Genomic DNA, 23,537 nt, shown 5'->3' on the forward strand with positions numbered 1-23,537 from the left:
TCATGAGGTGCCATGTGAAATGGCAGTAACATTAGTGATAGTTATAATTGCCGCATTTGTCGACACAAACCTCCGGCGTTTCACGGTAACTCCATTGCCGACAAAGAAACGGCCGCCATTTCTGGCGGCCGTTTCACTCGATGTGGCAAGAAATTCTCGCGACAGGCGACCGTTTGCGCGTCACACGACTTGCGCGTCGCCTCCGATCGCGATCAGGCGGCCCAGCGCGCGCCGTTGGTCGACTGGGCGTAGCCGTGACCGCCAGCCTCGGCGAGCGTGAAGCGCGCGATCAGTTCGCGCAGACGGCCGGCTTCCTGGGCAAGCGTCGCGCTTGCCGCATTGGCTTCCTCGACCATCGCCGCGTTCTGCTGGGTGACCTGGTCCATCTGGTTGACTGCCGTATTGACCTCGGAGAGCCCGGCGGACTGTTCCTGTGCCGAGACGGCGATCGCGTCCATATGCTGGTTGATCGTGACGATGAAGCCTTCGATCGTGCGCAGAGCCTCGCCGGTTTCGCGCACGAGACGGACGCCGCTTTCGACTTCAACGGCGGAGTTGCGGATCAGATCCTTGATCTCCTTGGCCGCGTTGGCCGAGCGCTGGGCAAGCTCGCGCACTTCCTGGGCGACGACGGCGAAACCCTTACCGGCATCACCGGCACGCGCTGCTTCGACGCCGGCGTTGAGCGCCAGCAGGTTGGTCTGGAAAGCGATCTCGTCGATGACGCCGATGATGTTGGAGATCTGGCTCGACGAATGCTCGATGCGGCCCATCGCATCGACTGCGCCCGACACGATCGCGCCAGACTTGCGGGCACTTTCGTTGGCCTGGCCGGCAACGCTGCGGGCCTCGTGGGTGCGCTTTGACGAATTGCCGACATTGACGGTGATCTGGTCGAGTGCTGCCGCCGTTTCTTCCAGCGACGCTGCCTGCTGCTCGGTCCGGCGCGACAGGTCGTCGGCGCTCTGGCTGACTTCACGGGCACCGCTGTCGATGTTGCCCGATGCTGACGAGACGGCGGCAAGCGTGTCGGCGAGCTGGGCGACAGCCTGGTTCAGGTCGTGACGCAGTTGCTCGAAATCGGGCGAGAAGGGTTCGTTGAGCTGGAAGGCGAGATCGCCCGAAGCAAGGCGGCGCAGGCCGCTCGCAAGACCGGCGGTGGCTTCCTGAAGGCGGCGCTGGGCTGCTGCTTCCGCTTCTTCCGTCACGCGCAGACGCTCGGCTTCCGCCTTGGCGCGCTGTGTCTGGGCGTCGGCTTCGAGATGCTGATTGGCGATCGCCGCCTGGCGGAAGACCTCGACTGCACGGGCCATCTCGCCGATTTCGTCCTTGCGGGCGCCATAGGGGATGCTGCTGTCGGTGTCACCTTCGGCAAGGCGTGCCATCGAGCGGGTGATGATCTGGATCGGGCGAGCGATGCCGCGCACGGCATAGAGGATGGCGCCGAGCACGATGACGGCGGCAAGGGCGATGACGCCGATCTCGATCATGCGGATCTGGTCATGCGTGGCCGAGCTTGCGGCAACGGCGGCATCCGCGCCGGCGAGGTTCAGCGCCCGCATTTCCTTGATCGCCTCGTCGACCTTGCCTTCGGTCTCGCGCATCTCGACCTTGAAGACGCTCTGCGCCTTCATGTTCTCGAGGTTGTTGGAGAGCTTGACCATGCCTTCGGCGACGGAGAGATAGGCCTGATAGGCAGTCCGGACATTGTCGAGCGCCGCCTTGTCGGCATCGGTGACCATCAGGCTCGAATATTCGTCGGCGAGCTTGTTGAAGCCTGCGACGGTCTCACCGATGACCTTTTCCGCTGCCTTCTTTTCAAACGGCGTCAGGGAAATCAGATGGCGGGCAAACGCCATGCGGGTATCGGAAAGCTGCGTTTCGAGCGCGCGTGAAAGCGAGACGCGCGGTAGCCAGGTGGTGGCGATCTCGTTGTTGCGCTCGTTCATCATCTTGATGCCGCCGAGAGATGAAACGGCAAGCGCCGAGACGATAACGGCGACCACGAGGAAAAGGGCAATAAGCGTGTGGGAAATCTTGAGCCGTGACATGGTACCCCCGGAAGGACGGCCGTCCGTAAAACTGTACTTGAATTAAGTCATTCCGGCTCTTGATCGTCATGACGGAGCGGATAGCCGAAGCAGGAATCATTCCGGTGCCTGGACGCGCTTGAAACGCAGCCGGGGCAAACCTATCGAACAAGATGTTACAAAAGCCCTAATCGATTAAAGTGAGTATAATCTGATATTTGCAGGTAGCGCCGCGATGTCTTGAACAGACGATGTTAACAATCGCCGCCAACCACATTTGTATTAGCGCCGCCTTTACTTCAGCAGGCTGAAATATGCTTGCCGGTAGCCTGCGCATTTCGCAAGTGGATGACGTGTGACGGCTGATTGACGGGCGGTGGCGGGACGGCCATGGTCGGCCATGCCCTTCCGTTTCGTCCATACCGCAGACCTGCATCTCGATTCGCCTCTCCGCAGCCTCGCCCTTAGAAATGCCGACCTCGCAGAGATCGTGCGCGGGGCGTCGCGGCAGGCTATGGTCAAGATCGTCGATCTCTGCATCGCCGAAGAGGCCGATGCCCTGCTGATTGCCGGCGATCTATATGACGGCAGCCAGACGTCGATGAACACGGCCCTGTTTCTCGGGCGGGAACTGCGCCGGCTGGATGAACACGGCATCCGCGTCTTCATCATCCGCGGCAACCACGACGCCCAGTCGCAGGTCACCAATGAACTGACCCTGCCGCCATCCGCCCACGTCTTCAAGGGCAGGGCAAAGGCGGTGGTCGCCAAGACGCTGGCAAGCGGTCGCGACGTCTATGTGCACGGCGTAAGCTTCGCCAGCCCGCATGCGCCCGAAAGCCTGCTTCCGGCCTTCCAGCCGCCGGTGCCCGGCGCGGTGAACATCGGCATGCTGCACACGAGCCTCGCAGGTGCCGCGGGTCACGATCTCTATGCCCCCTGCAGCGTCGCCGATCTCGTTGCCCATGGCTTCGATTACTGGGCACTCGGCCACATCCACCAGCGGCAGGTCCATGCGGCGGAGCCCTTCATCGTCATGCCGGGTATGCCGCAGGGTCGCGACATCAATGAAGTCGGCGTGAAGAGCGTGTCGTTCGTCACGGTCGACGACGACGGCCATGTCAGTCTTGCCGAGCGGGCGATCGGCATCGCCAGCTTCGAACGCCTTCGTGTCGATCTGACGGGCATCACGGAATGGCGCGACATGCTCGATGCCGTCAGGCAGGCGCTTTCGCGCACCTGTGGTGAAGCGGCGGCAGAGAACGTCATCCTGCGTCTGACGCTCGCCGGCGCGACGCCCTTGGCCTGGCGCCTTCGCCGTGACGCGGACCTGTTGCGGGCGGAGATCGACAACATTGCCGCCGGCATCGCCGGCTGCTGGATCGAGAAGGTCGAACTCACCTGCGGCAACGCCCGGACCGAAAAACCGGGCGCCATGCTCGATCCCGTCGAAGAGCTGGCGGCGCTCGTCGAAGCGGACGTCTTGCCGGCGCACGGGTTTCGCCAGGACGTGCTGGCGGCCGTGGAAGACGTCCTGCAACAGCTTCCGCCCGAGCTTCGCCAATCGCTGGCGCCGGACGAAGAGGCGGTCGCGCGGCTGGCGTTTGAAGCCGGTGTGTCGGGAACCGCCGAGGTGCTCGCCCATCTTCATGGCGGTGGCGCCGGCGAGGGTGGCCACTGATGCGGATCAGCGCGCTCGATCTCGTCCGCTACGGCAAGTTTACCGATCGTCGCCTTGACTTCGGCGATGGCGTGCCCGGCACTCCCGACCTCCACATCGTCTACGGCCCGAACGAGGCTGGAAAATCGACTCTGTTTTCCGGTTTTCTCGACCTACTCTTCGGCATCGAGCATTCGAGCCCCTACGGCTTCCTGCACCCTTACCAGACGATGCGCGTGGGCGGCACGATCGAAGCGGCCGGCCGCTTCGATCGGGTCTTCCGCATCAAGAGAAAGACGAATTCACTGGTCGGCCTCGACGACCAGCCCTTGCCCGACAACACGTTTTCCGGAGCGCTCGGCGCGATCGATCGCGACACCTACCAGATGATGTTCTCGCTGGACGACGAGAGCATCGAGAAGGGCGGCGAGGCGATCCTGAAAAGCGAGGGCGAACTCGGGTCACTGCTGTTTTCGGCGAGCTCGGGCCTGCCGGACAGCACGGCGATCCTTGCGGCCCTGCGCGGGCAGGCCGACGGCTTCTACCGGCCACAGGCGCGCAAGCATCAGCTTGCGGAACTGAAAGGCGAGCTTGAGGCCCTGAGGGTCGAACGCAATGCGCTCGATATCAATGCACGCGAATATGCGGCGCTGCGCAAGACGCTGACGCAGGCGCGTGAACGCCACGACGAAGCGATCACGCGTCGAGCCGAGTTGCGGCTGGCGCGGGCCCGCCTGAAAGTCGAGGTCGAAGCGTTGCCCCATTTCGGCAGGCTGCGCGCCCTCCGTGCGGAACTGGCGGGCGCTCCGCCGCTGCCGGTCCCGCCAGCGGAGTGGGCGAGTGAACTGCCGGCGCTTCGGCGCCAGGAGGCGGAGACGGAGATCAGGCTACGACAGATCGACAGCGAGATGCAGCATCGCCGCGATGCGCTCGAGGAAATGCCGCTCGACAAGGAAGGCCTCTGCCTGATCGAGCGCCTGACCGCGCTTCAGGAAACCGCGCTTGATGCGCGTTATGTCACCGCGGCGCGCGACATGCCGTCTCGATTGGAGGATCTGGCGCGGACCGGGGCAGAAATTCTTGGCTGCCTGTTGCGGCTCGGCGAACCGGCTGACCGCGATCCCGCGTCGCTTTTACTTGCGGCCGGGACCGGCGCGCAGCTTCAGGATTTGGCGCGCCGGCACTCGGCCCTCGTCGAACGTGTCGCTTCGGCTCGCCTGGAGCTGCAGAGCGCCGTCGAATCGGATCGGGACGCTGAAGGCGATTTGCTACGGCTCGAAGAGCAGGGGGCAGCGGACGTCTCCGGGCTTGCCGAAAAGCTGTCGCTGTTGCGGCGCAGCGACTGCGTCCTGCGCAAGCAGGCGGCGCAACAGGCCATCGACCGGTTGGATGCGGAACTCGCCGACAAGCTTGTGCAGCTGAGGCCCTTTGCCGGAACGGGCGATGACCTGCTCGCGCTCGACGCCCCGTCGCCGGCAACGCTGGAGACCTGGCGCAGGGCAGCTGCCAGTCAGGAGGAGCGGCATTTGCGAGTTGTCGACCGCATCGCCGCCGAGCAGGAGTTGCTGGCGGGGGACGAGGCGCGGCTGGCCGGGCTGTCCGCCGTTGGCGGCACGATGGACGATTTCTCGGCCTCAGCACTGCGTCAGCGCCGCAATGAAGCGTGGCGCCAGCACAAGGCGGAGCTTGCTCTGGAAACGGCCACTGCCTTCGAGCAGGCGATGAGCGAAGACGATGAGGTTTCCGCGCGACGCCTTGCGGACACGGCGCAGCTTGCCGACATGCGCGGCTTGTCGCTGTCGATCGCCGAGCGGTGTGCCCGCATCGCGACGCTGCGTCAGCAGGAGAAGCAATCTCTGGCCGACGCGGCGACGCAAGCGCAGGTTTTGGCAACAGCCGTCTTGGCCTGCGGCTTACCTAGCGTGATGCGTCTGACGCAGCTGGAGGCTTGGCTGACCACACGGCTTGCGGCGCTGGACCTGCGCGCGCATTTGCGCGCGGCGCGCCAGGATTTCGATCGCGCCCATTCCGAGGAGGCCGAAGCGATTGCCGGCTTGCGCGAGGAGCTTGCGGCCATAGATATCGACGGACGCCTGCCGGAGCGGCTCGACAACCTTCTCCTTGCCGCCGAGCAGGCGGTGTCGCAGGCGCGTGCGCTGGACGGCGCCCGCAACGCAGCCCGTGAGGCGGCAAAGCGGGCGCGAACGCTTCTGGAAAGCCGGCAGTCGGCGCTCGATCTGGCTGAAGACGCGATGGACGCGTGGCAAGAACAATGGTCGGAACTTCTTGCCAAAAGCTGGCTGGCCGCACGGAGCGAACCGCTGACGCCAGAGCAGACCGGTCCGATGCTGGCGATCCTGCAGGAGCTCGATAAGCTGACGCAGCGCAAGGCCGACCTCGAATATCGCATCGCCGGCATGCGCAAGGACCAGGTTGAATTCGACCGTGCCATTGCCGAGCTTGCCCGCGGGACGGCCGCTGATGACACACTGACGACCTACATGACGTTGAAGACGCGCGCCGCCGAGGCGCAGCGGCTTTCGGATCGCCGCGCAACCCTCCTCGCCGAAATCGCCCGCCTGGAGGAAGAGCGGCGTGCCGCCTGTGCGGAGCGGGAGCTCCATGTGGCGCGCAGGCGGCAGGTGCTTGAATTCTTCGACTGCGAAACGCTCGATGAGGCCGCGCAGCTATTCGAGGCCGGCCGGGAACAGCAGCGCCTGCGTGAACGCATCGCCGAATCGGAGGCGGATCTTGCCTCCCGCCTTGATGTCGCCGAGAGCAGGCAGGCGGAGGCTTTGCTCGCGGAACTCGATGACACGGCGGTGCGGCTGGAACTGGCACGGCTGGATGCCGCACTCGAACAAAGCGACCGCGACGTCAGTGAACTGCATACGGAGATGCGGGAAAGAGAAAAGGCGCTCGCGGCTGTCGAAGGCGGCGACACGGTCGCAGAACTCGAACAGAAGCGGCGGACGTTGCTGCTCGACATCGAAAACAAGGCGCTTGCCTATCTGCGGCTTCGCGCCGGCGTCATCGCCGCCGAGACCGCGCTCCGGCTTTTCCGCGAGCGGCATCGCAGCGCAATGATGCGGCGCGCGTCGGAGACCTTCAGCCGGATCAGCGGCGGAGAATATTCCGGGCTGTCGGCGCAGTCCGACCGGGGACAGGAGTTCCTGATCGCCAATGCGACGGCCGGCGGGTCGAAGCTTGCCAAGGATCTCTCCAAGGGCACGCGCTTTCAGCTCTACCTGGCGCTCAGAATCGCCGGCTATCACGAAATCGCAGCCGCGCGCGAATCGCTGCCCTTCATTGCCGACGACATCATGGAGACCTTCGACGACGGACGCGCCGGCCGCGCCTTCGAGCAGATGGCCGAAATGGCCCGCGTCGGCCAGGTGATCTATCTGACGCACCACGAGCATCTTTGCGAGATCGCCCGTGAGGCCTGTCCGACTGTGACAATCCACAGGTTATGATAGGCTCGCGGGCGAGGCCGGGCCTGTCCGCCGTAGCGCACTTTCGCTGACGACGAGCGCCACACACGAAAATCGGAGGAACGAGATATGGACATCATACCCGGTGGATCGAGACCTTCGATGCGCGCCCCGGCGGAATACTTCACCGGCACGGTACGCCAGGACCCGGTGATCGAGGCCGCAGACCCGGCGCGCGTCCGCGCTGTCAGCGTCACCTTCGAACCCGGCGCTCGGACGGCCTGGCATACGCACCCGCTCGGCCAGACCCTGGTTGTCACCGCCGGCCGTGGTCTCGTGCAAAGCTGGGGTGGCCCTGTGCAAGAGATTCGTATGGGCGATGTCGTCTGGTTCCCGCCGGGCGAAAAGCACTGGCACGGTGCAGCACCCGATACGGCCATGGTGCATCTTGCGATTCAGGAAGCGCTCGACGGCAAGGCTGTGGATTGGCTGGAGCATGTCAGCGACGAGCAGTATCGCGGCGGGTAGCGCCGGTGGGCCTATCGATACGTTGGGATTTGGCGGGTTTGCTGCTCCGGCGAGGCTGACGGTGCGGGTATCGCGATCGAGGCCGTCGAATCCCTGATTCCCGACTGTTGACGGCTGAGCTCTAAAGCCAAAGCAATTCGAAGCGGCAGGCCTATCGCAAACGCGAACAGCAATTTGAGCAGATTTGGTGATTATTTTCTGTGGGAGAAAATGGTGGGCGATGAGAGACTCGAACTCCCGACATCCTCGGTGTAAACGAGGCGCTCTACCAACTGAGCTAATCGCCCTTCCGCGTTTGGACCGGATCAGTCCGCCGCGTCGGTGGCCGTGATCTAGGCGTAACCGAAAAAAACCGCAAGAGCATTTGTATCGTTTTTATGATTTTTTTTGTTGGCGCTTGCGCGACACCCTGAAACTGCGGGCTTCGTGCTTGTGGACAAAATGCGCGGACGGCGCCTGGGTAACGGCGAACGGGGGAGGGAGGGGAGGCAATCCGGAATCAGCCTCCGTGTACGCGCATCGACGAGTGCGTGTTGGGATAGGTGACGGCGGGCCGGTGGCGGCAGGCGCTATTGGTCCATTCCGATTTCGATCCTTTTATCGCCCTGTGGATCAATTTTCACTCCGTCACGGATTTGTCTTCAAACACGCTTGACACCCCAATCCGAACCGCTTAGTTAGCCGCTCATCGAACGGCGCTGCTGCTCGATGCGGGGCGGAAACGCCTCAACCAAGTCAAGATGATGCGGGTGTAGCTCAGTCGGTTAGAGTGCCGGCCTGTCACGCCGGAGGTCGCGGGTTCGAGCCCCGTCACTCGCGCCATTCTTGATCTGGATTTGCCTAGGCGTTCTCAACGAGGGCCGATGGTGATACTAATGATCGTTCGCGGTCATCATGCGCGGGTGTAGCTCAGTCGGTTAGAGTGCCGGCCTGTCACGCCGGAGGTCGCGGGTTCGAGCCCCGTCACTCGCGCCATTTCTTCTCTCCGTCCTTCCTGTGAATTGCGCCGGCCCTAGGGCCGGATTGTGCGCTGCGGCAATCTGTCTCGTCTCGCTTTGTTTTACCGTAAAGTTCGCGTCGGCCTGCGAATCCGCGCTTTGTCGGTATCACCCGTCCGATCCTGTGTTGCGAAGCGGTTTAAATGGCCCCTCAAGGCTTGCGCGACGGCGCGGGCTGCGCTAACCACTCCGGCGTTGCAACATATTTTTCGGCCTGCGAGATTTGTTGTTCTGGCGCTCTCCCATGCGCCCTCCCGCAGGCAGGGACGGATAACAATGACTGAACTTCTCGGTTCCTACGTTCCGATCGCGATTTTCATTGGAATCGCATTGGTGATCGGTGTGGCGCTTCTGATTGCTCCCTTCGCCGTCGCCTTCAAGGCTCCTGATTCGGAAAAGCTGTCGGCCTACGAGTGCGGCTTCAATGCGTTCGATGACGCCCGCATGAAGTTCGACATCCGCTTCTATCTCGTGTCGATCCTCTTCATCATCTTCGACCTCGAAGTTGCCTTCCTCTTTCCTTGGGCGGTTTCGTTCCATGAATTGGGCTGGTTCGGCTTCTGGTCAATGATGGTCTTCCTCGGAGTGCTGACGATCGGCTTTATCTATGAATGGAAGAAGGGAGCGCTGGAATGGAACTGACCTCCGGCACCACGCTCGTTGCGCCCAAGCCGAAAGGGATCATCGATCCCTCCACCGGCAAGCCGATTGGCAGCAATGATGCATTCTTCGGCGAGATCAACAATGAGCTCGCCGACAAGGGTTTTCTGGTCACCTCGACCGACGAGCTCATCAATTGGGCCCGTACCGGTTCGCTGATGTGGATGACCTTCGGTCTCGCCTGCTGCGCGGTCGAAATGATGCAGATGTCGATGCCGCGCTACGACGCCGAACGCTTCGGTTTTGCGCCGCGCGCCTCGCCGCGCCAGTCCGACGTCATGATCGTCGCCGGCACGCTGACCAACAAGATGGCGCCTGCGCTCCGCAAGGTCTATGACCAGATGCCGGAGCCGCGTTACGTCATCTCGATGGGTTCGTGCGCCAATGGCGGCGGCTACTACCACTATTCCTATTCGGTTGTTCGCGGTTGCGACCGCGTCGTTCCCGTCGACATCTACGTGCCAGGCTGTCCTCCCACGGCAGAAGCGCTGCTTTACGGCGTGCTCCTGCTGCAGAAGAAGATCCGCCGGACCGGCACGATCGAGCGCTAAGGGCAGGGGGTCTTTGATATGAGTGAAGCCCTGAATGAGCTTGCGTCCTACCTGCGCGAAACGCGCGGTGCGCTGATCTCCGACGCATCGCTGGCCTATGGCGAGCTGACGCTGACGACGACGTCGGCGAACCTGATCGCGCTGCTTACGTTCCTTCGTGACGATGTGCAGTGCGCCTTCGTCAATTTCGTCGATGTCTGCGGCGTCGACTGGCCGCAGCGGCCGGACCGTTTCGACGTTGTCTATCATCTCTTGTCGCCGCGCCAGAACCTGCGCGTGCGCGTCAAGGTCGCAACCGGCGAGAACGAGCCGGTTCCGTCGGCAACGCCGGTCTATCCCGGTGCCGACTGGTTCGAGCGCGAAGCCTACGATATGTACGGCATCCTGTTTACCGGCCATCCTGACCTGCGTCGCATCCTGACGGACTACGGTTTCGAAGGACATCCGCTGCGCAAGGACTTCCCGGTCACCGGTTTTGTCGAGGTGCGTTACGATGACGAAGCAAAGCGCGTCGTCTACGAACCCGTCGAACTGAAGCAGGAATTCCGCAACTTCGACTTCCTCTCTCCCTGGGAAGGCACGGACTACGTGCTGCCCGGCGACGAGAAGGCGAAAGCACGGTGAGACTAAGTGGTCCGCGGTAGCCGGTGAACGGCTGCCGTCCGACCTGGAGCAATCGGTATGACCGAACATAACGTCCGCAACTTCAACATCAACTTTGGTCCGCAGCATCCGGCGGCGCACGGCGTTCTTCGTCTGGTGCTCGAGCTTGATGGCGAAATCGTCGAGCGCGTCGATCCGCATATCGGCCTGCTGCATCGCGGTACCGAAAAGCTGATCGAGACCAAGACCTACCTGCAGGCCGTGCCCTATTTCGACCGCCTCGACTACGTGGCGCCGATGAACCAGGAGCATGCCTACGCGCTGGCGATCGAGAAGCTGACGGCGACCGAAGTTCCGATCCGCGGCCAGCTCATCCGCGTCCTCTATTCGGAAATCGGCCGCATCCTCTCGCATCTTCTGAACGTCACGACTCAGGCCATGGACGTCGGCGCGCTGACGCCGCCGCTCTGGGGCTTTGAAGAGCGCGAAAAGCTGATGGTGTTCTACGAGCGTGCCTGCGGCGCGCGCATGCACTCGGCCTACTTCCGTCCGGGCGGCGTCCATCAGGACCTGCCGCACGAACTCGTCGAAGACATCGGCAAGTGGATCGATCCGTTCCTGAAGACCGTCGACGACATCGACGAACTCTTGACCGGCAACCGCATCTTCAAGCAGCGCAACGTCGACATCGGCGTCGTCAAGCTCGACGATGCCTGGGCCTGGGGCTTCTCGGGCGTGATGGTGCGTGGCTCGGGCGCTGCCTGGGACCTGCGTCGTTCGCAGCCCTACGAGTGCTATTCGGATCTCGAGTTCGATATCCCGATCGGCAAGAACGGCGACTGCTTCGACCGTTATCTGATCCGTATGATCGAAATGCGCCAGTCGGCTCGCATCATGCGCCAGTGCGTCGATCGTCTGCTCGGCGATGCCAAGGTCGGTCCGGTTTCGTCGCTCGACGGCAAGATCGTTCCGCCGAAGCGCGGCGAGATGAAGCGTTCGATGGAAGCGCTCATCCACCACTTCAAGCTCTATACCGAAGGCTACCACGTGCCGGCCGGCGAAGTTTACGCCGCCGTCGAAGCGCCGAAGGGCGAATTCGGCGTCTATCTCGTCTCCGACGGCACCAACAAGCCCTATCGCTGCAAGATCCGTGCCCCAGGTTATGCGCATCTGCAGGCGATGGATTTCCTCTGTCGGGGACACCAGCTTGCCGACGTTTCGGCCGTGCTGGGCTCCCTCGATATCGTGTTCGGTGAGGTGGACCGCTGATGCGTCTCGCGCCCCTGGCCACGCTCGCTCTTCTCGCGCTTGCATCGACCGTTTCTGCGCAGGAGCAGGTCGAAAGCGGCGCGACGTCGGGCGGCATGCGCGGGGGCTCGATGGCCGATCTCGTTGCCAAGGGCTACGAGATCAAGGCCGCGGTCGCCAATGGCACGCGCTACATCGTATTTTTGCAGAAAGACCAGTCAGCCTATGCCTGTGAGTTCGTCTCGGTGACGAAATCGCGGTGCGGTTCGATTAACTGATAAGGTGTCCACTAGAATGTCCGTTCGTCGACTAGCCGAAGACACCGTCCAGCCAGCGAGCTTTGCCTTCAGCAAGGAGAACGCCGCCTGGGCGAAGGAAACGATCAATAAGTACCCCAAGGGTCGTGAGCAGTCTGCCGTCATCCCGTTGTTGATGCGCGCTCAGGACCAGGACGGCTGGGTCACGAAGGCCGCCATCGAGTCGATCGCGGACATGCTCGGCATGCCGTACATCCGCGCGCTCGAAGTTGCGACCTTCTACACCCAGTTCCAGTTGAAGCCGGTCGGCACGCGCGCCCACATCCAGGTTTGCGGTACGACGCCCTGCATGCTGCGTGGTGCCGAAGACCTGATCAAGGTTTGCAAGAGCAAGATTGCCCATGATCCCTTCACCCTGAACGAGAGTGGCACGCTTTCCTGGGAAGAAGTCGAATGTCAGGGCGCCTGCGTCAACGCGCCGATGGTCATGATCTTCAAGGACACCTTCGAAGACCTGACGCCCGAGCAGCTCGAGCAGATCATCGACCGTTTCGAAGCAGGCAAGGGTGCTGAAGTCACCCCCGGTCCGCAGATCGATCGCATCTATTCGGCTCCGGAAGGCGGCCCGACGACCCTCATGCTTGCGGATGCGGCTCCGGCCAAGGCTGCGGCCAGCGCCGCCAAGAAGGTGAGCGATGCTCCGGCCGTCTCCGTGCCGCCGTCGAATGCCGGCCGCGCCAAGACCGCGTCGGCCGTGACCGACGCATCGCTGAAGACCCCGGCGACGGCAAAGGCGGAAGCCGCTGCCAACGCCAAGGTGGAAGGCGACACTGTCGACAAGTCGAAGCCGGCCAAGGCTGCTGCCGTCTCCGGCAAGCCGTCGCTGGAGGACAAGAACCGTCCGGCCGGCATCGAGAAGCCGGCAGCGACTGACGATCTCAAGCTGATCTCGGGCGTCGGTCCGAAGATCGAGGGTACGCTCAACGAACTGGGCATCTACACCTACGCGCAAGTTGCTTCGTGGAAGAAGGCGGAGCGCGAGTGGGTCGACGGATACCTGAATTTCAAGGGCCGCATCGAACGCGACGACTGGGTCAAGCAGGCCAAGGCGCTCGCCAAGGGCGGCGAAGCCGAATACATCAAGGTCTTCGGCAAGAAGCCGCGGTAAAGAGGTGAATTATGCTCAGAGATGAAGACCGCATCTTTACCAATATCTACGGCCTCAAGGACAAGTCCCTGAAGGGCGCCATGGCACGCGGCCACTGGGACGGCACCAAGCAGCTGCTCGAAAAGGGCCGTGACTGGATCGTCAACGAAGTGAAGGCTTCCGGCCTTCGCGGTCGTGGCGGCGCCGGCTTCCCGACGGGCCTCAAGTGGTCCTTCATGCCGAAGGAAAGCGACGGCCGTCCGCATTACCTCGTCGTCAATGCCGACGAGTCCGAGCCCGGCACCTGCAAGGACCGTGACATCATGCGTCACGATCCGCATACGCTGATCGAAGGCTGCGTCGTCGCCAGCTTCGCCATGGGTGCCCATGTCGCCTACATCTACGTCCGCGGCGAATTCGTCCGCGAGCGCGAGGCGCTGCAGGCGGCGATCGACGAGTGCTACGCCTATGGCCTGCTCGGCAAGAACAACAAACTCGGCTACGACATCGACATCTACGTGCACCATGGTGCCGGCGCCTACATCTGTGGCGAAGAGACGGCGCTGCTCGAAAGCCTTGAAGGCAAGAAGGGCCAGCCGCGCCTGAAGCCGCCGTTCCCGGCCAACATGGGCCTCTACGGCTGCCCGACGACCGTCAACAACGTCGAGTCGATCGCGGTAACCCCGACGATCCTGCGCCGCGGCGCCGGCTGGTACACGAGTTTCGGTCGCCCGAACAACCACGGCACCAAGCTCTATTCGGTCTCCGGTCACGTCAACCGCCCGTGCACGGTCGAAGACGCGATGTCGATCCCGTTCCATGAGCTGATCGAAAAGCACTGTGGCGGCATTCGCGGCGGCTGGGACAACCTGCTCGCCGTCATTCCCGGCGGTTCGTCCGTTCCTTGCGTGCCCGGCGCGCAGATGAAGGACGCGATCATGGATTTCGACGGTCTGCGCGAGGTCGGTTCCAGTCTTGGAACCGCCGCCGTCATCGTGATGGACAGGTCGACCGACATCATCAAGGCGATCTGGCGTCTCTCGGCCTTCTACAAGCACGAGAGCTGCGGTCAGTGCACGCCGTGCCGCGAAGGCACCGGCTGGATGATGCGCGTCATGGAACGCATGGTTCAGGGCCGCGCCCAGAAGCGCGAAATCGACATGCTGTTCGACGTCACCAAGCAGGTGGAAGGCCACACGATCTGCGCCCTTGGCGACGCAGCTGCCTGGCCGATCCAGGGTCTGATCAAGCATTTCCGTCCGGAAATGGAAAAGCGCATCGACGAATATACGCGCAATGCGTCGTCGGATGGCGCGGTTCTGGAAGCGGCGGAGTAACCCGACGATGGCCGGCGCACGCGAAGAGGGACAGATGAAGGGACAGGCCGAAGCAGGCATTCCGTTCGCACGTCCGCTTGGCGGCGATCCGGCCGACCCGTTCGGCATGGGCGAATGGATGAAGGGCCTTTCACAGGTGCCGCTGCATCCGCTGATGGTTCACCCGGCAGCCGCGGTTGCGGCAGCGACCGCGATCGGCTTCGGTCTCACGACCCAGATTGCAGGCGCCATGATCGGCGCGATGCAAGGGGCCGTCGAGGCGGCGCAGAAGCGGACAGAGCCCGCAGCGTCTGACACGACGACTGCCGTTGTCGCAAAGACGGTGCAGGCCGACGCAAAGCCGGAACCGGTCGCCAAGCCGTCCGCGCCTGCCAAGCGCGCAGCCGCAAAGCCGGTGGTCGAGAAGGTTGCCACTCAAAAGGTGGTCAAGGTTCGCGCGACGCGCGCCAAGGCGAAAGCCGCCGACGACCTCAAGCGGATCTCCGGCATCGGCCCGAAGCTCGAGCAGGTGCTGAACGCGAAGGGCATCAGCGGCTTTGCCGACATCGCCGGTTGGAGCGAGGCGGATGTCGCCCGCTTCGACGACGAACTCGGTTTCGGCGGGCGGATCAAGCGGGACGATTGGGTTGGACAGGCCAAGGCGCTGAAAGGCGCTTGAGACAACAGGGCGGGGACCGGGGACGGCCATCGCCCGCAAGCAGCAAGGCTGTGTTGGAATTGTGCGTCGCCGATGGGCCGACGGACGGAAGACAGGATTGAGTACGAAGATGGCAAAGCTGAAAGTCGACGGAAAAGAGATCGAGGTACCGGATCATTTCACGCTGCTTCAGGCGTGCGAAGAGGCCGGGGCTGAAGTTCCGCGCTTCTGTTTCCACGAGCGGCTTTCGGTCGCCGGCAACTGCCGCATGTGTCTGATCGAGGTGAAGGGAGGGCCGCCCAAGCCCGCCGCTTCCTGCGCCATGGGCGTGCGCGACCTCCGTCCGGGCCCGAACGGCGAAGCGCCGGAAGTCTTCACGACCACGCCGATGGTCAAGAAGGCGCGCGAAGGCGTGATGGAATTCCTGCTGATCAACCATCCGCTCGACTGCCCGATCTGTGACCAGGGCGGCGAATGCGACCTGCAGGACCAGGCCATGGCCTTCGGTATCGACAGCTCGCGCTACCAGGAAAACAAGCGCGCCGTCGAAGACAAGTATATCGGCCCGCTCGTCAAGACCGTGATGAACCGCTGCATTCACTGCACGCGCTGCGTTCGCTTCACGACCGAAGTTGCCGGCATTGCCGAACTTGGCCTGATCGGCCGCGGCGAAGACGCCGAGATCACCACCTATCTCGAGCAGGCGATGACCTCCGAACTGCAGGGCAACGTCGTTGACCTCTGCCCGGTCGGTGCGCTGACCTCGAAGCCGTTTGCCTTCACCGCCCGTCCGTGGGAGCTGAACAAGACCGAATCCATCGACGTGATGGACGCGCTCGGTTCGGCGATCCGCGTCGATACCCGCGGCCGCGAAGTCATGCGCATCATGCCGCGCGTCAACGAGGACATCAACGAAGAGTGGATCTCCGACAAGAGCCGCTTCATCTGGGATGGCCTGAAGACGCAGCGCCTCGATCGTCCATACGTCAAGAAGGACGGCCGTCTGCAGCCGGCAACGTGGGGCGAAGCCTTCCAGGCGGTCAAGGCTGCTGTCGCCCAGACTTCCGGCGACAAGATCGGCGCCATTGCCGGCGACCTCGCTTCGGTCGAAGAAATGTACGCGCTGAAGCAGCTGATCGCAGCGCTCGGCTCCGAGAGTGTCGACTGCCGCCAGGATGGCGCCGCACTCGACCCGTCGCTCGGTCGCGCCAGCTACCTCTTCAACCCGACGATTGCTGGCATCGAAAGCGCTGACGCGCTGCTGATCATCGGCTCCAATCCGCGCTTTGAGGCGTCGGTTCTCAACGCTCGCATCCGCAAGCGCTACCGCATGGGCAACTTCCCGATCGCCGTGATCGGCGAGCCGGGCGAACTGCGTTACGAATACGAGTATCTCGGCGCCGGCACCGAAACGCTCGCCGAGCTCGTCTCGGGCAAGGGCAAGTTTGCAGCGACCTTGAGGAAGGCGCAGCGCCCGATGATCCTCATCGGCCAGGGTGCTGTTGCAGGGGAGGGCGGCGCTGCCGTTCTTTCTGCCGCCGCCAAGCTCGCAGGCGCCGTCGGTGCGGTTACCGCCGAGTGGAACGGTTTTGCCGTTCTTCACACGGCCGCTTCCCGCGTCGGTGGTCTCGACCTCGGCTTCGTTCCGGGCGCGAACGGCAAGACGGCGGCCGAGATGGTCACCGCCTCCGAAGTTCTCTTCCTGCTCGGCGCTGACGAGATCGACCTTGCGGAACGCAAGTCCGGCTTCACGGTTTATATCGGCTCGCACGGCGACAACGGCGCACATGCCGCCGACGTCATCCTGCCGGGCGCGACCTACACCGAAAAGTCCGGCACCTGGGTCAACACCGAAGGCCGCGTTCAGGTCGGCAACCGCGCCGGCTTCGCACCGGGCGACGCACGCGAGGACTGGGCGATCATCCGCGCGCTCTCCGACGTGCTCGGCAAGAAGCTGCCCTTTGATTCGCTTGGCGAATTGCGCTCGAAGCTCTATGCGGCCCACCCGCATTTCGCCGATATCGACGCGATCGCGAGCGGCAACGGCGACGAAATTGCCGCACTTGGTCAAAAAGCAGGTGAGATGGGCAAATCCGTGTTTGCGTCTCCGGTCAAAGACTTCTATTTGACGAACCCGATAGCGCGCGCATCCGCCGTCATGGCCGAATGCTCGGCTTTGGCACGCAACAATTTCAAAGCTGCGGCGGAATGAGCGCGAGGGAATAGAGTATCATGGACGCTTTCGTTTCGACCTATGTCTGGCCCGCGATCATCATGGTCGCCCAGTCGCTGCTGCTCCTGGTCGCGCTGCTGCTTTTCATCGCCTACATCCTGCTTGCAGACCGTAAGATCTGGGCTGCAGTTCAGCTCCGCCGTGGTCCGAATGTGGTGGGCCCCTGGGGACTTTTCCAGTCCTTCGCCGACCTTTTGAAGTTCGTCTTCAAGGAGCCGGTTATCCCGGCCGGCGCCAACAAGGCGATCTTCCTGCTCGCCCCGCTCGTCTCCGTGACGCTGGCGCTCGCCGCTTGGGCCGTGATCCCGCTCAACGCCGGCTGGGTGATCGCGAACATCAACGTCGGCATCCTCTTCGTGTTCGCCATATCTTCTCTTGAAGTTTATGGCATCATCATGGGCGGCTGGGCGTCGAACTCCAAATATCCCTTCCTCGGCGCGCTTCGCTCCGCAGCACAGATGGTCTCCTACGAAGTCTCGATCGGCTTCGTTATCGTCACCGTCCTGCTCTGCGTCGGCTCGCTGAACCTGACGGACATCGTCAACGCGCAGTCGAGCGGCATCGGCACCAACCTCGGCCTGCCGGCGTCGTTCCTCGACTGGCATTGGCTGGCGCTGTTCCCGATGTTCATCGTGTTCTTCATTTCGGCGCTGGCCGAAACGAACCGCCCGCCTTTCGACCTTCCCGAAGCGGAATCCGAACTCGTCGCCGGCTTCATGGTCGAGTACGGCTCCACGCCTTACATGATGTTCATGCTCGGCGAATATGCCGCCATCTGCCTGATGTGCGCGCTGACGACGATCCTGTTCCTCGGTGGCTGGCTGCCTCCGGTGGACGTCTGGTTCCTCAACTGGGTACCCGGCATCATCTGGTTCGTGCTGAAGGCATCCTTCGTGTTCTTCATGTTCGCGATGGTGAAGGCTTTCGTGCCGCGTTACCGCTACGACCAGCTGATGCGTCTTGGCTGGAAGGTCTTCCTGCCGATCTCTCTCGCAATGGTCGTGATCACTGCGTTCGTTCTCAAGCTGACGGGAGCCGCATGACGATGGCTCACGTTTGGCAGCATACCGCCGGTCGCTCCCAGGCCGGCAACTCTGGAGGTAAATGATGGCCGGTCTTTCGCAAGCCGTCAGCTCGCTGTTCCTGAAGGAATTCGTCGGCGCGTTCTTTCTGTCGATGCGCTATTTCTTCAAGCCGAAGGCGACGTTGAACTACCCCTTCGAAAAGGGACCGGTCAGCCCGCGCTTCCGCGGCGAGCATGCGCTGCGCCGTTATCCGAACGGTGAAGAGCGTTGCATCGCCTGCAAGCTGTGCGAGGCGATCTGTCCTGCACAGGCCATCACCATCGAAGCCGGCCCGCGCCGCAACGACGGCACACGCCGTACGGTTCGCTACGACATCGATATGGTGAAGTGCATCTATTGCGGTTTCTGCCAGGAAGCCTGTCCGGTCGATGCCATCGTCGAGGGCCCGAACTTCGAGTTCGCCACCGAGACGCGCGAAGAGCTTTACTACGACAAGGACAAGCTCCTCGCCAACGGCGACCGTTGGGAACGGGAAATCGCACGCAACATCGCAATGGACTCGCCCTATCGCTGAGGCCAGAGCGTAGCGCCGCCCCGGGGAGGGCGGTGCATGTGACATAGGTTTGGGCAACGGCCGGACGCGTGTCCGGCTTTGCCTGTGGAGTGGGGCCAGAAGCGCCTCACGCCGTGCAAGACGAAGAAGGCACCGATCATGGGTCTGCAGGTTCTTTTTTTCTATCTCTTTGCCTTCATCGCGGTGGCGTCGGCATTCATGGTCATTGCGGCCAGGAACCCGGTTTATTCGGTTCTGTTCCTGATCCTGACCTTCTTTAACGCGGCAGGTCTGTTCCTGCTGACTGGCGCCGAATTCCTCGCGATGATCCTGCTGGTCGTTTATGTCGGCGCGGTCGCGGTGCTGTTCCTGTTCGTGGTTATGATGCTCGACATCGACTTCGCGGAACTGCGGGCCGGCGTGCTTGAATATGCGCCGGTGGGCGCGCTGATCGGTCTGATCCTTGCAGCCGAGCTCATCATCGTGGTTGGCGGTGCGACGTTCTCGCCTGAGATCGCCAAGTCGATTTCGATGCCGATCCCGGCGGTCGCCGACCGCACGAACACGGCAGCGCTCGGCGACGTGCTCTACACGCACTACGTCTACTTCTTCCAGATCGCCGGCCTGGTCCTGCTCGTCGCCATGATCGGCGCGATCGTGCTGACCCTGCGCCACCGCGAAAACATCAAGCGCCAGAACATCCCGCAGCAGGTTGCCCGCACGCCCGAGACCGCCGTCGAAGTGGTCACGGTCAAGCCCGGCCAGGGCATTTAAGTCGGACGCGAGATCGAGGAACAAAAAAATGGAAATCGGAATTTCCCACTATCTCACCGTCAGCGCCATCCTGTTCACGCTGGGCGTCTTCGGCATCTTCCTGAACCGGAAGAACGTCATCGTCATCCTGATGTCGGTCGAACTCATTCTTCTCGCGGTCAACATCAACATGGTCGCCTTCTCGGCGTTCCTGAATGACATCACTGGCCAGGTCTTTGCCCTGTTCATCCTGACCGTCGCGGCTGCGGAAGCGGCCATCGGACTTGCAATTCTCGTCGTCTTCTACCGCAACCGCGGCTCGATCGCTGTTGAAGACGTCAACATGATGAAGGGCTGATTGGGCTATGGATACCATCATCAAGGCTATCGTCTTCCTGCCTTTGATCGGCTTTCTGATCGCCGGCCTCTTCGGTAGTTCGATCGGCGCCAAGGCATCGGAATATGTCACCAGCGGTCTGATGATCATTGCCGCTGCGCTCTCCTGGTACGTCTTCTTCGACGTCGCCGTGGGCCACCAGGAAATGATCAAGGTGTCGGTGCTGCGCTGGATCCAGTCCGGCACCTTCGATGTCGAATGGGCGTTCCGCGTCGATACGCTGACCTCGGTCATGTTCGTGGTCGTCAACACGGTGTCGACCCTCGTGCATGTCTATTCGATCGGCTACATGCACCACGATCCGCATCGTCCGCGCTTCTTTGCCTATCTGTCGCTCTTCACCTTCGCGATGTTGATGCTCATCACGTCGGACAACCTGGTGCAGATGTTCTTCGGCTGGGAAGGCGTGGGTCTTGCGTCCTACCTGCTCATCGGCTTCTGGTACAAGAAGCCGTCGGCCAACGCTGCTGCGATGAAGGCCTTCATCGTCAACCGCGTCGGTGACTTCGGGTTCGCGCTCGGTATCTTCCTGGTCTTCGTGCTGTTCGGCTCGGTCAACCTGGAAACGATCTTCGCTGCCGCCAAGACCTATCTTCCGGCCGAAGGTGCGGGAGCAGGGGAGGCCGTCGTCACCCTGTTCGGCATGCACCTCGACAAGGCTGATGCCATCACCGCCGCATCCCTGCTGCTCTTCATGGGCGCGATGGGCAAGTCGGCGCAGTTCCTGCTGCACACCTGGCTTCCGGACGCCATGGAAGGCCCGACCCCGGTTTCGGCTCTTATCCATGCCGCAACCATGGTTACCGCCGGCGTCTTCCTCGTCGCCCGCATGTCGCCGGTGTTCGAGCTGTCGCCGGATGCGCTGACCGTCGTCACCATCATCGGCGCGATCACCGCCTTCTTCGCGGCGACCGTCGGCCTCGTCCAGAACGATATCAAGCGTGTCATCGCCTATTCGACCTGCTCGCAGCTCGGCTACATGTTCGTGGCCCTCGGCGTCGGTGCCTATGGCGCGGCGATCTTCCACCTGTTCACGCACGCCTTCTTCAAGGCTCTGCTGTTCTTGGGTGCCGGTTCGGTCATCCACGCCGTCGATGGCGAGCAGGACATGCGTTACATGGGCGGTCTCCGGAAGCACATTCCGGTTACCTACTGGATGATGTTCATCGGCACGATCGCACTGACCGGCGTCGGCATCCCTGGCACGATCATCGGTACCGCGGGCTTCTTCTCGAAGGACGCGATCATCGAGTCCGCCTATGCCGCCCACAGCTCGGTTTCCGGTTTCGCCTATGCGCTGCTCGTGGTCGCGGCACTCTTCACCAGCTTCTATTCGTGGCGCCTGACCTTCATGACCTTCCATGGCAAGCCGCGCGCTTCCTCGGATGTCATGCATCACGTCCACGAATCGCCGCAGGTCATGCTGGTGCCGCTCTATATCCTTGGCGTCGGTGCGCTGGTCGCCGGCTTCATCTTCCACGATCACTTCTTCGGCGAAGGCTATGCCGAATTCTGGAAGGGTGCGCTGTTCACCTCGGCGGAAAACGAAATCCTGCATGAGTACCACCACGTGCCGAAGTGGGTTAAGTGGAGCCCGTTTGTCGCCATGGCGCTTGGCCTCTTCACGGCCTGGTACATGTATATCCGCCGGCCGGAACTGCCGAAGTATCTGGCAGAGCAGCACCGTGGCCTCTACCAGTTCCTGCTCAATAAGTGGTACTTCGACGAGCTCTACGACTTCCTGTTCGTACGCTCGGCCAAGTGGCTCGGCACCTTCCTGTGGAAGGAAGGCGACGGTCGCGTGATCGACGGCTACGGCCCGAACGGCATTGCCGCACGTGTGCTCAACGTCACTGACCGCGTTGTCCGCCTGCAGACTGGTTACCTCTATCACTACGCGTTTGCGATGCTGATCGGCATTGCCGCGCTTGTTACTTGGATGATGTTCAGGAGTTCCTTCTGATGACCGATTGGCCCGTACTTTCCGCGGTCACCTTCATGCCGCTCGTCGGCGTCCTGCTTCTCTTGCTCACAAGGGAAGACAGCGCCTACGGCCGCCGGAATATCCTGAACGTTTCGCTGCTGACGACGATCTTCACCTTCGCCGTGTCGGTCTACATCTGGTACCAGTTCGATTCCTCGAACCCGGGCTTCCAGATGATCGAGAAGCACGAGTGGCTCGGCACCGGCATTTCCTACCATCTCGGTGTCGATGGTATCTCGATGCTGTTCGTGGTGCTCTCGGCCTTCCTCATGCCGTTCTGCGTACTGGCGAGCTGGCTGTCGATCGAGAAGCGGCTGAAGGCCTACATGATCGCGTTCCTGGTTCTGGAAACGTTCATGATCGGCGTCTTCGTGTCGCTCGATATCGTGCTCTTCTACGTGTTCTTCGAAGCCGGTCTCATCCCGATGTTCCTCATCATCGGTGTCTGGGGCGGCAAGGACCGCGTTTACGCCAGCTACAAGTTCTTCCTCTATACGCTGCTCGGCTCAGTGCTGATGCTGCTCGCGATCATGGCGATGTACTGGCAGGCCGGTACGACCGACATCACGCAGCTACTGGCCTATAACTTCCCGCGCCAGATGCAGACTTGGCTGTGGCTCGCCTTCTTCGCCTCCTTTGCGGTGAAGATGCCGATGTGGCCGGTCCACACCTGGCTTCCCGACGCACACGTTCAGGCGCCGACGGCGGGCTCGGTCATTCTGGCCGGCGTCTTGCTGAAGCTCGGCGGTTACGGCTTCCTGCGCTTCTCGCTGCCGATGTTCCCGCTGGCCTCAGATTACTTCGCGCCGTTCGTCTTCACGCTTTCGGTCGTCGCCATCATCTACACCTCGCTGGTGGCGCTGATGCAGACCGATATCAAGAAGCTGATCGCCTATTCGTCCGTTGCGCACATGGGCTACGTGACGATGGGTATCTTTGCCGCCAACGTTCAGGGCGTGCAGGGTGCGATCTTCCAGATGCTGTCGCACGGCATAGTCTCCGGCGCGCTCTTCCTTTGCGTCGGCGTTGTCTACGACCGCCTGCACACCCGCGAAATCGCCGCCTATGGCGGCCTCGTAAACAACATGCCGAAGTACGCCGTCGCCTTCATGGTGTTCACCATGGCGAACGTCGGCCTGCCGGGCACGTCCAGCTTCGTCGGCGAAGTCCTGACCCTCGTCGGTGCCTTCCGTGCCAACACCTGGGTTGCGCTCTTTGCCACCTCCGGCGTGATCCTGTCGGCCGCCTATGCGCTCTGGCTCTATCGCCGGGTCGTGTTCGGCGCGCTGGAAAAGGAAAGCCTGAAGGCGTTGCTCGACCTGTCGCCGCGCGAAAAGGCCATCCTTTATCCGCTGGTGATCCTGACGATCTTCTTCGGCGTCTATCCGGCACCGATCTTCGATGCGACCGCGGCCTCCGTGGATCTGCTCGTCAACAACTACTCCGCAGCCCTGCAGGCAGCGCAAAACGTTGCGCTTTCGGTGCAATGACCACAGGACGTG

General features: G+C 62.4%; 19 protein-coding genes and 3 tRNA genes. 20 read left to right on the forward strand and 2 right to left on the reverse strand.

All coding sequences use genetic code 11. The annotated features are described in order from the left end of the window. Positions 1–212 precede the first annotated feature (212 nt). Positions 213–2,051: a methyl-accepting chemotaxis protein gene (locus IB263_RS06515; protein ID WP_090294529.1), complete on the reverse strand. Its 1,839-nt coding sequence runs from the start codon at positions 2,049–2,051 to the stop codon at positions 213–215. Between the two features lie 379 nt (positions 2,052–2,430). On the opposite strand from IB263_RS06515, the gene IB263_RS06520 reads away from it, so the two are divergent. From IB263_RS06520 to IB263_RS06530, 3 genes are all read left to right on the forward strand, one after another. Then, positions 2,431–3,711 (forward strand): exonuclease SbcCD subunit D, encoded by a 1,281-nt coding sequence (locus IB263_RS06520; RefSeq protein WP_090294527.1) that lies wholly within the window; start codon positions 2,431–2,433, stop codon positions 3,709–3,711. After that, the gene (locus IB263_RS06525) at positions 3,711–7,166 is read left to right on the forward strand and encodes an AAA family ATPase (RefSeq protein ID WP_192437986.1); all 3,456 of its coding nucleotides are present in this window, start codon (positions 3,711–3,713) and stop codon (positions 7,164–7,166) included. Before IB263_RS06520 ends, IB263_RS06525 begins: the two co-directional genes overlap by 1 nt. 87 nt (positions 7,167–7,253) lie before the next feature. Then, complete coding sequence (locus IB263_RS06530; protein WP_034803594.1) at positions 7,254–7,652, forward strand: cupin domain-containing protein; 399 nt, start codon at positions 7,254–7,256, stop codon at positions 7,650–7,652. A gap of 211 nt (positions 7,653–7,863) precedes the next feature. Here the strand turns inward: IB263_RS06530 and IB263_RS06535 are convergent. Beyond that, positions 7,864–7,939 (reverse strand) — tRNA-Val (locus IB263_RS06535). 458 nt (positions 7,940–8,397) lie between these two features. Here IB263_RS06535 and IB263_RS06540 point away from each other — a divergent pair. The 17 genes from IB263_RS06540 (at position 8,398) to IB263_RS06620 (ending at position 23,525) form a co-directional block, all read left to right on the forward strand. After that, a tRNA-Asp gene (locus IB263_RS06540) sits at positions 8,398–8,474 on the forward strand. 76 nt (positions 8,475–8,550) lie between these two features. Beyond that, positions 8,551–8,627: transfer RNA gene (locus tag IB263_RS06545), tRNA-Asp, on the forward strand. A gap of 299 nt (positions 8,628–8,926) precedes the next feature. Next, positions 8,927–9,292 (forward strand): NADH-quinone oxidoreductase subunit A, encoded by a 366-nt coding sequence (locus tag IB263_RS06550; RefSeq protein ID WP_034803593.1) that lies wholly within the window; start codon positions 8,927–8,929, stop codon positions 9,290–9,292. After that, positions 9,283–9,861 (forward strand): NADH-quinone oxidoreductase subunit B family protein, encoded by a 579-nt coding sequence (locus IB263_RS06555; protein ID WP_034803591.1) that lies wholly within the window; start codon positions 9,283–9,285, stop codon positions 9,859–9,861. The genes IB263_RS06550 and IB263_RS06555 overlap by 10 nt, the downstream gene beginning before the upstream one ends. Before the next feature lie 18 nt (positions 9,862–9,879). Continuing rightward, the gene (locus tag IB263_RS06560; RefSeq protein WP_034803588.1) at positions 9,880–10,485 is read left to right on the forward strand and encodes an NADH-quinone oxidoreductase subunit C; all 606 of its coding nucleotides are present in this window, start codon (positions 9,880–9,882) and stop codon (positions 10,483–10,485) included. 57 nt (positions 10,486–10,542) lie between these two features. Next, positions 10,543–11,733: an NADH-quinone oxidoreductase subunit D gene (locus IB263_RS06565; RefSeq protein WP_060522193.1), complete on the forward strand. Its 1,191-nt coding sequence runs from the start codon at positions 10,543–10,545 to the stop codon at positions 11,731–11,733. Then, positions 11,733–11,990 (forward strand): hypothetical protein, encoded by a 258-nt coding sequence (locus tag IB263_RS06570; RefSeq protein ID WP_034803583.1) that lies wholly within the window; start codon positions 11,733–11,735, stop codon positions 11,988–11,990. The genes IB263_RS06565 and IB263_RS06570 overlap by 1 nt, the downstream gene beginning before the upstream one ends. 16 nt (positions 11,991–12,006) lie before the next feature. Next, positions 12,007–13,137 (forward strand): NADH-quinone oxidoreductase subunit E, encoded by a 1,131-nt coding sequence (locus IB263_RS06575; protein WP_113293512.1) that lies wholly within the window; start codon positions 12,007–12,009, stop codon positions 13,135–13,137. A gap of 11 nt (positions 13,138–13,148) precedes the next feature. Next, complete coding sequence (nuoF, locus tag IB263_RS06580; protein ID WP_134887009.1) at positions 13,149–14,453, forward strand: NADH-quinone oxidoreductase subunit NuoF; 1,305 nt, start codon at positions 13,149–13,151, stop codon at positions 14,451–14,453. Between the two features lie 7 nt (positions 14,454–14,460). Next, a complete protein-coding gene (locus IB263_RS06585; protein ID WP_192437988.1) occupies positions 14,461–15,111 on the forward strand; it encodes an NADH:ubiquinone oxidoreductase in 651 nt (216 codons plus the stop codon). Positions 15,112–15,220: 109 nt separating this feature from the next. Beyond that, positions 15,221–17,302: an NADH-quinone oxidoreductase subunit NuoG gene (gene nuoG / locus IB263_RS06590; protein WP_192437990.1), complete on the forward strand. Its 2,082-nt coding sequence runs from the start codon at positions 15,221–15,223 to the stop codon at positions 17,300–17,302. Positions 17,303–17,322: 20 nt separating this feature from the next. After that, positions 17,323–18,366 (forward strand): NADH-quinone oxidoreductase subunit NuoH, encoded by a 1,044-nt coding sequence (nuoH, locus tag IB263_RS06595; protein ID WP_034803570.1) that lies wholly within the window; start codon positions 17,323–17,325, stop codon positions 18,364–18,366. A 64-nt stretch (positions 18,367–18,430) separates the two neighbouring features. Further along, a complete protein-coding gene (nuoI, locus tag IB263_RS06600; protein WP_025426590.1) occupies positions 18,431–18,922 on the forward strand; it encodes an NADH-quinone oxidoreductase subunit NuoI in 492 nt (163 codons plus the stop codon). 138 nt (positions 18,923–19,060) lie between these two features. Continuing rightward, complete coding sequence (locus IB263_RS06605) at positions 19,061–19,675, forward strand: NADH-quinone oxidoreductase subunit J (RefSeq protein ID WP_034804235.1); 615 nt, start codon at positions 19,061–19,063, stop codon at positions 19,673–19,675. 28 nt (positions 19,676–19,703) lie between these two features. Continuing rightward, complete coding sequence (nuoK, locus tag IB263_RS06610) at positions 19,704–20,012, forward strand: NADH-quinone oxidoreductase subunit NuoK (RefSeq protein ID WP_034803568.1); 309 nt, start codon at positions 19,704–19,706, stop codon at positions 20,010–20,012. A 7-nt stretch (positions 20,013–20,019) separates the two neighbouring features. After that, complete coding sequence (nuoL, locus tag IB263_RS06615; RefSeq protein WP_192437993.1) at positions 20,020–22,014, forward strand: NADH-quinone oxidoreductase subunit L; 1,995 nt, start codon at positions 20,020–20,022, stop codon at positions 22,012–22,014. Next, complete coding sequence (locus IB263_RS06620) at positions 22,014–23,525, forward strand: NADH-quinone oxidoreductase subunit M (RefSeq protein WP_060522197.1); 1,512 nt, start codon at positions 22,014–22,016, stop codon at positions 23,523–23,525. Before nuoL ends, IB263_RS06620 begins: the two co-directional genes overlap by 1 nt. Positions 23,526–23,537 lie beyond the last annotated feature (12 nt).

Origin of the sequence: Ensifer sp. ENS03 (assembly GCF_014852035.1) — a bacterium.
Taxonomy (GTDB): domain Bacteria; phylum Pseudomonadota; class Alphaproteobacteria; order Rhizobiales; family Rhizobiaceae; genus Ensifer; species Ensifer adhaerens.